The following is a 14,990-nucleotide window of genomic DNA, read 5'->3' as shown; positions in this document are numbered from 1 at the left end:
TCATCTGACCAGCAGAAACAACGTCTGCCCTCTGTGGAAATTCGCCTGTCTCGGCTAACGTGCATATGTGCCCCCCGAGACAGTCGAGGTTCGTCGCAGTTCTCGTCGCCGGCGTACGGTGTCCGCCTACCGCGACGGCGACAAGACGATCGTGCTCCTGCCCGCCTGGCTGAGCGGCGAAGACGCGGATGAATGGGTGAGCCGGATGCTCGATCGGCTGGCCGCCAAAGAACGCCGGCGAAGGCCGACCGACGAGGCTCTGCTGGAGCGGGCCAAGGAGCTGTCGGCCAGGTATCTGGACGGCGAGCCCGACCCCGTCAGCGTCCGCTGGGTCGACAACCAGCAGCACCGCTGGGGCTCGTGCACCCCCGAGACCGGCACGATCCGGATCTCCACCAGGCTCAAGGGCCTGCCCGAGTGGGTCATCAACTATGTGATCATCCACGAGCTCGTGCACCTGCTGGTGCCCAGCCACGGACCCAAGTTCTGGGCCCTGGTCGAACAGTATCCGAAGGCCGAGCGGGCCCGCGGGTTCCTGGAGGGATTCTCCGCCGCCGCCCACACCGCGCCGGAGGAGTGTTGACGCGCCTCGCCGCCGTCCTGGTACGTCAGCGCATGGCGCAGGCCGCCCCGCCCGGCGTCGATCCGGGAGAGTTCCTCGTGGCGATGGCCGAGGACACGTACGAGATGGTCGCGGGCCTCCAACTGGTCACCCCGGTCCTGATCACGAGCGTCCCCGGCCTGGACGACATCGTCTGGCCGGGCACCGAGGTGATCACGATCGCCGAGGGCGAACCACTGAAGGCCACGCTCGAACGCCTCCATGCCGACCAGGCCGCCGTGGTCAACGCCGACGCCCCCGACCTGCCGCCCCTGCTGGTCGGCAAGCTGTTCAGGGAGCTGGGCAGGGCCGAGATCACCGTCTGCCCTGCGGAGAACGGCGGCGCGGTGGCCATGGCCTGCGCCCTGCCCGCACCGGAGTGGGCCGACCCCGACCTCGACGCGTACGACGTGGTCAAAGACCTCCGCGCCCAGGCCCCCGGCACCCGCAGGGTCGCCACCACCCCTGGCTGGCACCGCCTGCGCGCCCCCGAAGACCTCGACCGCCTCGACCCCGGCCTCGAAGGCTGGGACAACACCAGAGCGCTGGTCAGGGCACGCTGAGCTGGGCCAGCACGGCCCGATGGTCGGTGCCGGGCACGTCGTGCACGCTGACCTCGCGTACCCCGATCCGCCGATCCACCAGGACGTGATCGATCGTGATGAGCGGCGGCACCCGCTTGTTCGCCGGCCACGTGGGGATCAGCCCCGCCCCCACCTGGTCGGCCGCGTCCTTGTAGCCCCGCGCCAGCAGGTCGCGCATGGCGGCGTGGTCGAGCGAGGCGTTGAAGTCGCCCGCGATGACGCGGACGCGGTCGGGGGAGGCGGAGGGGAAGGCCGCCAGCGCCGCGTTCCAGTCGTCGACGTACGCGCCCAGCGGCGGGAACGGGTGCGCGTCGATGAAGTCGACGGGCGCGCCGCCGGGCAGCGAGATCGTCGCCGCGGGCATCTGGTGGCCGGTGTCCGGCATCAGGTCCGGCAGCGGGCGCACCGGATGCTTGGAGTACAGGCCGCTGCCTCCGGCGTTCCACTGGTCCTGGAGCACGCGGTGCGGCATCAGCTCCTTGAGCCCGGCCGCGTCCAGGTCGGCGACCGCGCCGGGCGTCAGCTCCTGGGTGCTCAGCACGTCAGGGTCGAACTCACGGACCAGCGTCATGATCGTCGCGACGTCGGCCCGGCCGAACAGCATGTTGATCGTCATGACCTTGAACGGCCTGCCGCCCGCGGCGTCGCCCGCGCCCAGCGCCCTGGGCAGCACGCTGAGGCCGAGCGCCGTGGTGGCGACGAGCGCGACGGCCGTCGCGGCGCGCTTGCGCGCGACCGCGGCGATCAGGAGGGAGATCAGCGAGCCCGCCGCCGCGTACGGGGTCGCGGTCATGAGCTGCGTGGGCAGCGACCCGCGCTCCAGCCCTGCCACCCTGGCCACCGCCCAGGCGGCGAACGGGGTCACGGCCAGCCAGGTCAGCGCTGTGCCCGGGAATTTCGCCCGCTTGCGTACGGGTGTCACGATCGTGCCGCCGACGGCAGAAGTCTCCACGCGAAGCCCTCCTCCTGGAACGACCCAAGAGGACTCTAGCCAAGCGCGCGCGAACCTGAGCTGAGCACCGCGCGTCCACGTGCGGCCAGTCGCCGTGTCGCCTCGTCGGACAGCTCGGGGATGTCGTCGACGGGGAACCAGCGCAGATCGAGCGATTCGTCGCTCATCACGGCCTCGGCCCCGGGAGGCGCCACGGCCGCGTATTCGACGTCGAGGTGCCAACTGCGCGGCGGATGGCACCAGACCGCGTGCCGGTCGAGCGCGAGCGGGCCCGGCAGCAGTTCGAGATCGGAGATCCCGGACTCCTCCCACGCCTCCCGACGCGCCGCCGCCGCGAGTGACGTGTCGGAGATCTCGCAGTGACCGCCCATCGGCAGCCACATCTTGGCCTTCGGATGCAGCGTGAGCAGCACCATGGAACCGTCGTGCGACAACACCGCGGTCGTCGCCGTCAGGTGCCCGGGCGCGCAGGCACGCCACATCGCGTCGGCGTGCTCGCGCAGGTGGTCGAGGAACTCCACGCGCAGCGCCTCTTCCGCTCGCGTCGGCGCGGTCCAGGCGGACAGCACCGCCACCGCGTCACCGTGCAGGCTCAACCCTTGCCGCCCTCGCCGTCCTCGCCCCGCTCGTCGGGCTTGTCCTCGAGCGCGGAGAGGTCCCACGCCGTCTCGCCGCGGACGAACGCGTCGGGGTCGTCGAGGTCGTCGGCCGTCGGCATGAGGTCGGGGTGCCCCCACAGCGCGTCGCGCCCCTCGAAGCCGCGCTCGCTCTCCAGCGCGCTCCACAGCGCGGCGGCCTCGCGCAGTCGCCTGGGCCGCAGCTCCAGCCCCACCAGCGTCCCGAACGTCAGCTCGGCGGGCCCTCCGGTGGCGCGGCGCCTGCGTACGGTCTCCGCCAGCGCCACGGCCGAGGGCAGCTTGCCCTGCGCGGCCCGGTCGACCACGGTGGCCACCCAGCCCTCGACCAGCGCGAGCATGGTCTCCAGCCGTGCCAGGGCGGCCTTCTGCCGCTCGGTCTCCGCGGGCTTGAGCAGGTTTCCGCCGCTCAGCGCCTCCTGGATGGCCTGCGGGTTGTTGATGTCGAGCTCGCGGATCTGCTCTTCGAGCGCCGAGGTGTCGAGCGTGATGCCCCTGGCGTATTCCTCGACCGCGCCGAGCAGGTGCGAGCGCAGCCACGGGACGTGCTGGAACAACCGGTGGTGCGCGGCCTCGCGCAGCGCCAGGTAGAGCCTGATCTCGTCGGACGGGATCTCCAGGCCCTCGCTGAAGGACGCGATGCCGCCGGGCAGCAGCGCGGCCGTGTCGGACAACGGCAGCCCGATGTCGGTGGTGCCGATGACCTCGCGCGCCAGCGAGCCGAGCGCCTGCCCGATCTGCTGGCCGACCATCATGCCGCCCATCTGCTTCAGCATGCCCATCAGCGGCCCGGCCATCTGCTGGGCCTCTGGGGGCAGCCCGGAGCCGCCGAGCGCGCCGCCCATGGTCTCGACCATGCGTTCGGCGATCGGCTCGCAGAGCTTGCGCCATATCGGGATCGTGTTCTCGATCCACTCGGACCGGCTCCACGCCTGCGGGTTCGACACGCCGCTGGGCAGCGTGGTCGCCTCGTTCAGCCACAGGTCGGCCAGGCTGAGCGCGTCGACGATCTGGCGTCGCTCGCCTTCCATGACACTCGGGTCGCCCTGGGCGACCACGGCGTGCCGGGCGATGTTCTTGGCCATGTCCCAGTTGACAGGGCCGGAACCCTGGGGCGCCGACAGCATGTCGGCGAACTGGCGCATCGCCTGAGCCATCTGCTCAGGGTTGCCGAACATGGCGAACGGGTTCTCGTTAGGGTCGTTTTCGCGACCTGGCAGGTCAGTCACCGCTCTACCTCGTGCAGGATGGAGGAGTCCACATCCGCCACGTTAGTCGTCCCACGGCGGATCAGTGCAAAGTGAGGACCTGGTGCCTACCTCGAAACACCCGCGCCAACCCGTCGTGGCCGTCACGGGCGCGGCCTCCGGCCTCGGCCGCGAGCTGCTCGCGAGGCTCGTATCCGCCGCGGATTTCCGCAGAGTGGTGGCCATCGACGAGCAGCGCGGCGACATCCAGGAAGCCACGTGGAGAGAGATCGACGTACGGGATCCGCTCTTGGCGAACCGGATCTCCGACATCGACGTCCTGGTCCATCTGGCCGGTGACTACGCGGTCGACTCCGACCCGGCGGAGCGGCGGGCGTACAACCTGCGCGCCGCCCAGACGGTGCTGACGGCCTGCGCCGCGGCCCGCGTACGCCGTGTGGTGCTCGTCACCAGCGCGATGGTGTACGGCGCCGCGCCCGACAACGAGGTCCCGCTGCCCGAGGACGCTCCCGTGGCCGCCGAGCCCGACACCGGCGTCGTGGGCGATTTCCTGGAGATCGAGTCGCTGGTGCGCAGGTCTCTGCGCAGCCACCCCGGCCTGGAGCTGACCGTGCTGCGCCCGGCCGCGGTCGTCGGCCCCGGCGTCGACACGGTGATCACCCGCCACTTCGAGTCGCCCAGGCTGCTGACCGTCAAGGGCTGCAGCCCGCACTGGCAGTTCTGCCACATCGACGACCTGGTCTCGGCGCTGGAGCTGGCGGCGCGCGGCGTCGTCACCGGCGTGGTGGCGGTCGGCAGTGACGGCTGGCTGGAGCAGGAGCAGGTCGAAGAGCTGTCCGGCATCCGGAGCCTGGAGCTGCCCGCGGGGCTGACGTTCGGCACGGCCCAGCGCCTGCACCGGCTCGGCGTCACCCCGGCCCCGGCCACGGATTTGCACTACGTCGTCTATCCCTGGGTCGTCGACTGCGCGGCGCTGCGCGAGGCCGGCTGGAAGCCGTCGTGGACGAACGAGGCCGCGTTCGAGCAGCTACTCGAACTGCGCGAGAACAGGACGACCGTGGTGGGCCGCCGCCTGCCCGTCAAGGAGGCCACGCTCACCGCCGCGGGCGCGACCGTGGCCGTCATCGGCACCGCCGCGATCGTGCGCCAGGTGCGTAAGAAGCGGCGCCAGTAAAGGTTAGGCTTTTTCCGTGGACGTCATCCGCTTGCTCGGCATACGCGACACCCCGCTCTCCGTCGACGAGGTGCTGGCCGCCGTGGGCGACCACGCCGCAGGGGGCACCGTGTTCTTCGTGGGAACCGTGCGTGAGCAGGATCACGGCAAGCCGGTGACCCGACTGTCCTACTCGGCGCACCCGTCGGCGGAGGCCGAGCTGCGGCAGGTGGCGGAAAAGGTGGCCGCCGACTTCCCCGTGACGGCCGTGGCCGCCGTGCACCGGGTGGGTGACCTGGAGCTGGGCGACGCCGCGGTGATCGTCGCGGTCGCCGCGCCGCACCGCGACGAGGCGTTCGTGGCGGCGCGCCGCCTGATCGACGACCTCAAGGCGCAGGTGCCGATCTGGAAACACCAGGTGTTCGCCGACGGCGAGACCGAATGGGTCGGCGCGGGCGCATAGGCTCGAGGACATGTCACGACGCGCCCTGACACTGCTGCTCGCGGGATTCCTCGTGCTCGCACTCGGGGTCGTGGGCGCGTTCCGGCCGGTCCCGTACGTCGTGCTGAGCCCCGGCCCGACCGAGAACACCATCGGCGAGGTCGACAAGAAGCCCGTGATCTCGATCAAGGGCAGGGAGACCTATCCCACCACGGGCGCGCTGAGCCTGGTCACGGTGGCCTACCAGGGCGGCCCGGCCGCGAAGATCGACCTGCTGACGGCGCTGCGCGGCTGGCTCGACCCGACCGTGGCGGTGGTGCCGCAGGAGAGCATCTTCGCTCCCGACCGCACGCCCAAGGAGGTCGAGGAGGAGAACACGGTCGAGATGACCAACTCCCAAGACTCCGCCACCGCCGCCGCCCTCAACGAGCTCAAGATCCCCTACACCATGGGCGTGAGCGTGGCGTCCACGCAGAAGGGCAAGCCCGCCGACGGCAAGCTGCGGCAGGGCGACGAGATCAACGCCGTCGACGGCAAGCCGGCCGAAGACGTCACCGTGGTCGCCGACACGGTCAAGGCGCACAAGCCGGGCGACGACGTCGTCTTCACCGTCACGCGGGGCAAGGAGAAGCTCGACGTGACCGTGCAGACCGTGGCGGGGCCGGAGAAGCAGACCCTCGTGGGCGTCAACATGCAGTCCACGTACAAGTTCCCGTTCGACGTCGACATCAACGTGGGCGACGTCGGCGGGCCCAGCGCCGGGCTGATGTTCTCGCTCGGCATACTCGACAAGCTCACGCCGGGAGAGCTGACCGGCGGCAAGAAGATCGCCGGCACGGGCACGATCACCCCGACCGGCGAGGTGGGGCCGATCGGCGGCATCGCCCAGAAGCTGGTCGGCGCGAAAGACTCCGGCGCCACGGTGTTCCTGACGCCCGCCGACAACTGCGCCGAGGCCATGAAGGCCGTGCCCGACGGGCTACGGCTGGTCAAGGCCGACACGTTGCACGATGCGGTGCAGGCGCTCGACGCGCTGCGCTCCGGGAAGGGAGAGGTGCCCGCATGCGAGGCCGGATGAAACTTCTGGCGCTCGTCACGCGTTAGCCGTACGGCTGGCACCGCGGTGTAGGTTGCCAGACACGGACCGTTTCTTCATCACGACGAGGGGTTGGCCTTGAGCTTCCGGACCCCAGGAGCCGGCAGGGCGATGCGGTTGCCCCGCCGTCCGCGACTGCTTCTGCCTGTGGCGATCGCACTCGTGGCGATCGTTGCCCTATTCTTCCTGTTTTCGGGCATATTTACCGATTACTTGTGGTACGACTCGACGGGCTTCACGTCGGTCTTCACCGGTGTGGTGCTGACCCAGATCGTGCTGTTCGTGGTCGGAGCGCTGCTCATGGTCGCCATCGCGGGCGGCAACATGCTGCTGGCCTTCCGCACCCGGCCGATGTTCGGGCCCGCCATGTTCGGCGGGGGCAGCGGCGCCGACCGCTACCGCATGGCGCTCGATCCCCACCGAAAGCTGATCTTCATCGTCGGCATGGGGTTGCTCGCGCTCTTCTCCGGCTCCTCGTTCTCGGGGCAGTGGGAGACGTGGCTGCAGTTCGTCAACGGTGCGTCGTTCGGCACGCAGGACAAGTTGTTCTCGATGGACATCTCGTTCTTCATGTTCGACTACCCGTTCATCCGGATGGTGCTGAACTTCCTGTTCACCGCCGTGATCATCTCGATCGTGCTGGCGGCCATCACGCACTACCTCTACGGAGGGTTCCGGCTGCAGTCCCCCGGCGTGCACGCCTCCAAGGCGGCCCGCGTCCACCTGTCGGTGCTGCTGGGGATCTTCGTGCTGCTCAAGGCCGTGGCCTACTGGATCGACCGGTACGGGCTCGTCTTCTCCGACCGGGGCTTCGTCCACGGCGCCTCCTACACCGACGTCAACGCCGTGCTGCCGGCCAAGACCATCCTCGCGATCATCGCGCTGATCTGCGCCGCGCTCTTCTTCGCCGGCATGGTGCGCCCCGGTGGCATGCTGCCAGGGGTCTCGTTCGGCCTGCTCGTGCTCTCGGCCATCCTGATTGGCGGCGTCTACCCGGCGCTGGTCGAGCAGTTCCAGGTCAAGCCCAACCAGCAGGGCAAGGAGTCGGCCTACATCCAGCGCAACATCGAGGCCACCCGAGAGGCGTACAACGTCGACAAGACCGAGGTCGAGACCTACAACGCGCAGGCCGACCCGGCCAAGGTCCAGGCCAACGGCGACACCTCCGTCTCCGGCGTGCGCCTGCTCGACCCGGCGCTGGTCTCCTCGACGTACGAGCAGACGCAGCGCATCAGGGGCTTCTACAGCTTCGCCGACCCGCTCGACGTCGACCGCTACCCCGACAGCACGGGCAAGCTGATCGACCACATCGTCGGCGTGCGCGAGATGACCGCGCCGCCCGAGGGCCAGAACAACTGGATCAACCGCGCCCTGGTCTACACCCACGGCTACGGCTTCGTCGCCGCGCCCGGCAACCAGGTCGACTCCAGCGGCCTGCCGGCGTACGACGCGAAGGACATGCCGGTCACGGGCCCGCTGGTCGACAGCGCCAAGCTCAAGGAATCGCGCATCTACTACGGCGAAGAAGACCCGTCCTCCGCCGAATACGTGATCGCGGGCGGCAATCCCAGCAACCCGCAGGAGCTCGACTACCCGGAGACCGGCGGCACGGGCCAGAAGAACACCACCTACACCGGCCGGGGCGGCGTGCCCGTCGGCTCGTTCTTCAACAGGCTCCTCTACGCCGCCAAGTACGGCGAGGCGAACATCGTCCTGTCCGGCGACGTCAACGACAACTCCAAGATCCTCTACGTCCGCAACCCGCGGGACAGGGTTCAGAAGGTCGCGCCGTACCTGACGCTCGACGGCAACCCCTACCCGGCGATCATCAACGGGCGCATCCAGTGGATCGTCGACGGGTACACGACGTCCAACAGCTACCCGTACTCGCAGAGCGAGAGCCTCGGCGACATGACGCGCGACACCTCCAGTGACCGCCGCGTGATCGCCCAGCAGCCGATCGACAAGATCAACTACATCCGCAACTCGGTCAAGGCCACGGTCGACGCCTACGACGGCACGGTCACCCTCTACGCCTGGGACAGCAACGACCCGGTGCTCAAGACCTGGAGCAATGCCTTCCCCGGCACCATCCGCCCGGCCTCCGAGATGAGCCCCGAGCTGCGCCAGCACGTGCGTTACCCGGAAGACCTGTTCAAGGTGCAGCGCTACACCCTGTCGCGCTACCACATCACCAACCCCGCCGCCTTCTACAGCGGCCAGGACTTCTGGAACGTCCCCAACGACCCGACCCAGGGCAACAGGAACATCAAGCAGCCGCCCTACTACCTGACCACCACGATGCCGGGCGAGCAGTCGACGTTCTCGCTGACCACGACGTTCGTGCCACGACAGGGGCCCAACCTGGCGGCGTTCATGGCGGTCGACTCCTCGGGCGGCGACAACTACGGCCGCATGCGCATCCTGCGCATGCCGTCGAGCACACCCATCCCGGGTCCAGGCCAGGCACAGAACGCCTTCCAGAGCCGCTTCGCCGGTGAGCTCAACCTGCTCGGTGTGGGCGCCTCGTCGGTGCGCTACGGAAACCTCCTGACCCTCCCGTACGCGGGCGGCCTGGTCTACATCGAACCGGTGTACATCCAGGTGGCCGCGGGCGGCGGACAGGAGCCGTACCCGATCCTGCAACGGATCCTCGTGTCGTTCGGGAGCAAGATCGGGGTGGCGCGCACCTTGGAGGAGGCACTCCAGGAGGTCTTCGGCGCCGAGCAACAGGAACAGACGCAGGAGAACCAACAGGAGCAGAGCCAGTCCGAGACCGAGCAGACCAGCTCCGCGCTGAACACGGCGATCGGCAACGCCAAGCAGGCCTACTCCGACGCGCAGAAGGCCCTTCAGGCCAGCCCGCCCGACTGGGACGCCTACGGCGACGCCCAGAAGCGGCTGGAGGAGGCGCTGAAGGCGCTGGAGGGGGCGAACGTGCCGGCGCCCGCCCCGACGGCGACGGCGGGTCCGTCGGCGTCACCGTCGGCCTCGCCGACCGCGTCGCCACCGGCCTCGCCCAGCGGCTCACCGACGGCATCCCCGTCGGCGCCGCCAACGGCGTCACCAGCGGGTTCGCAAGCGGCGGGCACGTCCTAGCCCATTCAGTTTGCGCCCACCCCGCGTCGCCGGTAGCCTTTAAAAGCACGACGACGCGGGGTGGAGCAGTTCGGTAGCTCGCTGGGCTCATAACCCAGAGGTCGCAGGTTCAAATCCTGCCCCCGCTACCACGCCGACAGCCCGGGATCCGGAAACGGAGACCGGGCTTTTGCGTGTAAACGCCGGGGATTATTGGTCCAAGCACTCCTCGGCAGCCTGTATAGTAAGTACTAACACACCGACGCGGGGTGGAGCAGTTCGGTAGCTCGCTGGGCTCATAACCCAGAGGTCGCAGGTTCAAATCCTGTCCCCGCTACCAATTAGAGTCCCTGACTTCCGGTTTTTCCGGAGGTCAGGGACTTTTTCGTTTTCCCACACCGACGAGCACTGGGCTTGTCCGCGACCCGAGCGACCTGATTACATGATTACGTGACTGACGAGGAACCACCGACACTGTACGAATGGGCGGGCGGCACCGAGGCGTTCGAGCGACTCACCGAGGTGTTCTACCGCCACGTCATCAAGGACGACCTGATCGGGCCGCTGTTCGCGAACATGGACCCCGGCCACGCCAAACACGTGGCGATGTGGCTGAGCGAGGTGTTCGGCGGCCCCGACCGCTACACCAAAGAGCGCGGCGGCTACCCGGTCATGCTCCGCCACCACCTGGGCAAGGCCATCACCGAGCCGCAGCGCCGCAGATGGGTCAACCTGCTCATGGACGCGGCCGACGAGGTGGGGCTGCCCGACGACCCCGAGTTCAGGGCCGCATTCGCCGGCTACATCGAGTGGGGCACCAGGCTGGCCAAGGACAATTCCCAGCCCGGTGCGACGCCACCGACGCAGGCTCCGGCGCCGCACTGGGGCTGGGGGGTCGCGCCGCCGTATCAGCCTTAACCTGGAGGAATGGGAGGCAGGGCCAGAGGACGGCTGCGCGTCTACCTGGGCGCGGCGCCCGGAGTGGGCAAGACGTACGCCATGCTCGGCGAGGCGCGGCGGGCCAGTGAACGCGGCAAGGACGTGGTCGTGGGCTTCGTCGAGACTCATGGCCGTGCCCGCACCGCCGACCTCCTCGACGGGCTCGAAGTCCTGCCCCGCCGCACCCTGACGTACCGCGACACCAGCTTCACCGAGCTCGACGCCGCGGCCGTCATCGAACGCGCCCCCGTCCTGGCCCTGATCGACGAGCTCGCCCACACCAACGTCCCCGGCTCCCGCAACCCCAAGCGCTGGCAGGACGTCGAGGAGATTCTCGACGCCGGGATCGACGTCGTCACCACCCTCAACATCCAGCACCTCGAATCGCTGAACGACGTCGTCCACGAGATCACGGGCGTGCCGCAGCGCGAGACCGTGCCCGACGAGCTGGTACGGCGGGCCCACCAGATCGAGCTGGTCGACATGGCGCCTGAGGCGCTGCGCCGCAGGCTGGCCCACGGCAACGTCTACCGGCCCGAGAGCGTGGACGCCGCGATGGCGAACTACTTCCGGGTCGGCAACCTGACCGCCCTGCGGGAGCTGGCCCTGCTCTGGCTCGCGGACAAGGTGGACGAGCAACTCGGCCGATACCGTACGGACCACGGGATCGCCGGTACCTGGGAGGCCCGCGAACGCGTGGTCGTCGCGCTCACCGGAGGCCCCGAGGGCGAGACGCTCGTCCGCAGGGCCGCGCGCATCGCGGCCCGCGGCAGGGGAGCCGACCTGCTCGCCGTGCACATCACCAGCGCCGACGGGCTGACCTCGGGCGGCGACCCCGCCAACCTGGTACGCCAGCGCGCCCTCGTCGAGGACCTGGGCGGCACGTACCACCAGGTGGTCGGCGACGACGTGCCGCGCGCGCTGCTCGAGTTCGCCCGCGGCGTGAACGCGACCCAGCTCGTGCTCGGGACGTCCAGGCGCAAGCGGCTGCTCACGCGCGGGGTGGGCGCGACCACGACGGCGCTGTCCGGGGCGATCGACGTGCACACGGTCCCGCACGAGGCGACCGGCCAGGGCCACCGGGTCAGGTCGCAGGCCGCGCTGACCCAGCGGCGGCGGCTGGCCGGATGGGCGCTCGCGCTGCTCGGCCTGCCGCTGCTCACGGCCGCGCTCCAGCCGCTGAACCTGACGCTGCCCAGCGAGATCCTGCTCTTCCTGCTGTTCGTGGTGGCCGTGGCGCTCACCGGCGGAATGTGGCCGGCGCTGACGGCAGCGGTGCTCGGGTTCGGGCTGCTCAACTGGTTCTTCACGCCGCCGCTGCGCACCCTGACCATCGCCGAGCCGGAGAACGTGCTCGCGCTGGCCATCTTCGTGCTGGTGGCGGCCATGGTCAGCGCGGTCGTGGACCTGGCGGCCAGGCGCAGCAGGGAGGCGGCGCGCTCGCGGGCCGACGCCGAGGTGCTGTCCACGCTGGCCGGTCACGTGCTGCGGGGCGCGGCGGCGCTGCCGTCGTTGCTGGCCAGGATGCGGGAGACGTTCGGGCTGACGGCCGTGACCCTGCTCGAGAAGGACGACGACGAACCCGGACGCTGGCGGGTGGTGTCCACGTCCGGGGGGATTCCGGCCACCAGCCCGGGGACGGCCGACACCGACGTCGTGATCGACGACCGGCTCGTGCTCGCCGCGCGCGGGCGGCTGCTGGCGGCGAGCGACCGGCGGGTGCTCCAGGCGTTCGCGGCGGAGGCGGCGGTGGCGCTGCGGCAGCAGCGGTTGCGGGAGGCCGCAGAACGGGCCGAGCCGCTGGCCGAGGCCGACCGGATGCGTACCGCGCTGCTCGCCGCCGTGGGCCATGACCTGCGTACGCCGCTCGCCTCGGCCAAGGCGGCGGTCGAGAGCCTGAGCAGCACCGACGTCACCTGGTCGGACGCCGACCGCGCCGAACTGCTCGCCACCGCCGACGAGTCGCTCATCAAGCTGAACCGGCTCGTGTCCAACCTCCTCGACATGAGCCGCCTGCAGGCCGGCGCGCTCGGCGTGAAGCTCGAACCGGTGGCGATCGAGGACGTCCTGCCGCACGCGGTCGACGACCTCGGGCCGCTGGGCGAGCGTCTCGCGAGCGACATCCCGTCCGAACTCCCGGAACTCACCGCCGATCCTGCGCTGCTGGAACGGGTGCTCGTCAACCTGATGGCCAACGCCCTGCGCCACAGCCCCGACGGCGAACCCGTACTGGTCAGCGCCAGTTCGCACGGCGACAGCGTCGAGATCCGGGTCATCGACCGGGGCCCCGGAATCCCGACAGAAGCACATGAAAGGGTATTCCTGCCCTTCCAGCGGCTCGGCGACCGTGACAACCACACGGGCGTGGGGCTCGGCCTGGCGCTCTCACGCGGCCTCACCGAGGCGATGGGCGGCACGCTGGTGCCTGAGGACACTCCCGGAGGAGGACTGACCATGACCATCTCGCTGCGGCGGGCCACATGACGCGCGTACTCGTGGTGGACGACGAGCCGCAGATCCTGCGGGCCCTGCGCGTCAACCTGGCGGCCAGACAGTACGAGGTCGCGATCGCCCCCGACGGCGGCACGGCGCTGCGCCAGGCCGCCGAGTGGCACCCCGACCTGGTCATCCTCGACCTCGGACTGCCCGACCTCGACGGGGTGGAGGTCATCCAGGGACTGCGCGGCTGGACCTCGATCCCGATCATCGTGCTCTCGGGCCGCGCCGACAGCACCGACAAGGTGGACGCGCTCGACGCCGGGGCCGACGACTACGTGACCAAACCGTTCAGCATCGACGAACTGCTCGCGCGGGTGCGCGCGGTGACCCGCCGCACGGGCCAGCACGACGAGGAGAGCGCGACCGTACGGGTGGGCGACCACGTCATCGACCTGTCCGACAAGACGATCTCGGGCGGGGTGCGCCTGACGCCGACCGAATGGCACTTCCTGGAGATCCTGCTGCGCAACCCAGGCAAGCTCATCAGCCAGCGGCAGCTTCTGACCGAGGTGTGGGGGAGCGCGTACCTCAAGGAGACGCACTATCTGCGCCAGTACATGGCGCAGCTACGGCGTAAGCTCGAACGGGATCCGGCGCAGCCCGTGCACCTGCTGACCGAGCCGGGGATGGGCTACCGCTTCCAGCCGGAGCCGCCGTCGTCGTAGGGGCCGGGTGTCGCGTCGTACGGGCCGGCCGTGCCCTGCCGTCCCAGCATGAGGACCGTCTTGTGCCCGGCCCAGACCAGCAGCAAGAGTCCGAAGAGCACTTGCGCGACGCGCATCCAGAGCGACGAGCCCTGGTCCGCATAAATCACGACGCCGACCCACATCAGGCCAAATAGCCCAACCATGACGACTGCCGCCCAATTCATCCCCCGCTGCCACATATGCGGAGTCTTACAGGCGGCTTACCAAGGGCGGGTATGCCCGAAGTCGTCGTCATGTCAGTCGTTAGTCCGGTTTTCCGGGGGTGATGGCGCTGCCGCGCGCCTGGCCCTTGGCGGGGCTTCGTCGGCGTTGCCTGGCGAGGACGCGGCCGGGTTACCGGGGCAGGGCGCGGCCGGTGCCGACGCAGCGCCGAAGGCGCATGCGGCGCGGACGGGTCTGCGCCGTGGCCTGGTCCTCCAGGCAGGCGAGCAACGTGGCCGCCGTACGGGCGTCGGAGAGGATGCGCTGCGCCGCCTCCCCGTCCGTCGGCAACTGGCCCCGCTCGGTCAGCTCGTGCTTGACGAAGGTCAGCGGGTCGGGCGCGCCCAGCGACTCGGCCGCCACCGTCGCCCGCGCCGCCGTCAGCAGGCGCAGATAGTGGGTACGCAGGATGGCCTCGCGCATTCGGGCGTACTCGAGGTCGTCGATCAGAGTCCTGGCGATCCGCAGCAGGTCACCAGCATGGGTCGCCTCGTCGGCGAGAAACGCGCGGATGTCGTCGAACTCCGACCGGGTCATAGCGGACACCTCCGAGAGCGCAGAATGCTCGTGACCTACTTCGTACCGGGGGGCGATTGCGGTTGACTTGCCGTCGGCTTGCCTGGAGGTGTCGCCATGGGGGTTCATGGGAGAGGTTTGAGCGTCACGTGGTGAGGGAAGAACCCAGTGATTACCTGAGTGGGCCTGAGTAGGCGCGTCGGGCTGCTAGAGTTGCTTCGCGCAGGGCGGTCAAGGGGTTCTCAGAGCCTCCGAGATGCCCGGCAAATCCCACTACCTTCAGGGTCGTCCTTTCGGTGGATTCGCATCGATTCGGATGGGCTGGTAAGTTAGAGGGGTTGTCTCCGAAAGGGGGCGGGCTTAATTTCTGCAGGTTGTG

14 protein-coding genes and 2 tRNA genes are annotated in these 14,990 nt (G+C 69.6%); 11 read left to right on the top strand and 5 right to left on the bottom strand.

Annotated elements, in window-relative coordinates:
* Positions 1-67 precede the first annotated feature (67 nt).
* On the top strand, positions 68-583 hold the full coding sequence (locus ABD844_RS26930; protein ID WP_344883689.1) for a M48 metallopeptidase family protein: 516 nt from the start codon (positions 68-70) through the stop codon (positions 581-583).
* A complete protein-coding gene (locus ABD844_RS26925) occupies positions 580-1,164 on the top strand; it encodes a hypothetical protein (RefSeq protein ID WP_344883686.1) in 585 nt (194 codons plus the stop codon). Before ABD844_RS26930 ends, ABD844_RS26925 begins: the two co-directional genes overlap by 4 nt.
* On the opposite strand, the gene ABD844_RS26920 is transcribed toward ABD844_RS26925, so the two are convergent.
* The 3 genes from ABD844_RS26920 to ABD844_RS26910 are packed head-to-tail and all read right to left on the bottom strand — an operon-like array spanning position 1,151 to position 3,950.
* A complete protein-coding gene (locus ABD844_RS26920; protein ID WP_344883681.1) occupies positions 1,151-2,137 on the bottom strand; it encodes an endonuclease/exonuclease/phosphatase family protein in 987 nt (328 codons plus the stop codon). The genes ABD844_RS26925 and ABD844_RS26920 overlap by 14 nt on opposite strands.
* Before the next feature lie 35 nt (positions 2,138-2,172).
* On the bottom strand, positions 2,173-2,733 hold the full coding sequence (locus tag ABD844_RS26915) for an NUDIX domain-containing protein (RefSeq protein ID WP_344883677.1): 561 nt from the start codon (positions 2,731-2,733) through the stop codon (positions 2,173-2,175).
* On the bottom strand, positions 2,730-3,950 hold the full coding sequence (locus ABD844_RS26910; protein WP_344884060.1) for a zinc-dependent metalloprotease: 1,221 nt from the start codon (positions 3,948-3,950) through the stop codon (positions 2,730-2,732). Before ABD844_RS26910 ends, ABD844_RS26915 begins: the two co-directional genes overlap by 4 nt.
* 130 nt (positions 3,951-4,080) lie before the next feature.
* Between ABD844_RS26910 and ABD844_RS26905 the strand changes: the two genes are divergently transcribed.
* The 9 genes from ABD844_RS26905 (at position 4,081) to ABD844_RS26865 (ending at position 13,852) form a co-directional block, all read left to right on the top strand.
* Entirely contained in the window at positions 4,081-5,154 is a 1,074-nt protein-coding gene (locus ABD844_RS26905) for an NAD-dependent epimerase/dehydratase family protein (protein ID WP_344884057.1), read from the top strand.
* A 16-nt stretch (positions 5,155-5,170) separates the two neighbouring features.
* A complete protein-coding gene (locus ABD844_RS26900; protein ID WP_344883674.1) occupies positions 5,171-5,596 on the top strand; it encodes a molybdenum cofactor biosynthesis protein MoaE in 426 nt (141 codons plus the stop codon).
* A 10-nt stretch (positions 5,597-5,606) separates the two neighbouring features.
* The gene (locus ABD844_RS26895) at positions 5,607-6,653 is read left to right on the top strand and encodes a YlbL family protein (RefSeq protein WP_344883670.1); all 1,047 of its coding nucleotides are present in this window, start codon (positions 5,607-5,609) and stop codon (positions 6,651-6,653) included.
* 129 nt (positions 6,654-6,782) lie between these two features.
* A complete protein-coding gene (locus ABD844_RS26890; RefSeq protein ID WP_344883667.1) occupies positions 6,783-9,770 on the top strand; it encodes a UPF0182 family protein in 2,988 nt (995 codons plus the stop codon).
* 54 nt (positions 9,771-9,824) lie between these two features.
* Positions 9,825-9,901, top strand: a tRNA-Met gene (locus tag ABD844_RS26885).
* Between the two features lie 111 nt (positions 9,902-10,012).
* Positions 10,013-10,089, top strand: a tRNA-Met gene (locus tag ABD844_RS26880).
* A gap of 110 nt (positions 10,090-10,199) precedes the next feature.
* The gene (locus ABD844_RS26875; protein ID WP_344883664.1) at positions 10,200-10,667 is read left to right on the top strand and encodes a group II truncated hemoglobin; all 468 of its coding nucleotides are present in this window, start codon (positions 10,200-10,202) and stop codon (positions 10,665-10,667) included.
* Positions 10,668-10,676: 9 nt separating this feature from the next.
* Positions 10,677-13,172 carry a DUF4118 domain-containing protein gene (locus ABD844_RS26870; protein WP_344883661.1) on the top strand — a complete coding sequence of 832 codons (2,496 nt, stop codon included), beginning with the start codon at positions 10,677-10,679 and terminating at the stop codon, positions 13,170-13,172.
* The gene (locus ABD844_RS26865; protein ID WP_344883658.1) at positions 13,169-13,852 is read left to right on the top strand and encodes a response regulator; all 684 of its coding nucleotides are present in this window, start codon (positions 13,169-13,171) and stop codon (positions 13,850-13,852) included. The genes ABD844_RS26870 and ABD844_RS26865 overlap by 4 nt, the downstream gene beginning before the upstream one ends.
* Here ABD844_RS26865 and ABD844_RS26860 read toward each other — a convergent pair.
* On the bottom strand, positions 13,819-13,953 hold the full coding sequence (locus ABD844_RS26860) for a hypothetical protein (protein ID WP_344883655.1): 135 nt from the start codon (positions 13,951-13,953) through the stop codon (positions 13,819-13,821). The genes ABD844_RS26865 and ABD844_RS26860 overlap by 34 nt on opposite strands.
* Positions 13,954-14,227: 274 nt before the next feature.
* The gene (locus tag ABD844_RS26855) at positions 14,228-14,632 is read right to left on the bottom strand and encodes a hypothetical protein (protein ID WP_344883652.1); all 405 of its coding nucleotides are present in this window, start codon (positions 14,630-14,632) and stop codon (positions 14,228-14,230) included.
* Between the last annotated feature and the right edge of the window lie 358 nt (positions 14,633-14,990).

This window comes from Nonomuraea antimicrobica, from assembly GCF_039536965.1.
Lineage (GTDB): Bacteria > Actinomycetota > Actinomycetes > Streptosporangiales > Streptosporangiaceae > Nonomuraea > Nonomuraea antimicrobica.
This window is presented reverse-complemented; position numbering and strand designations above follow the sequence as displayed.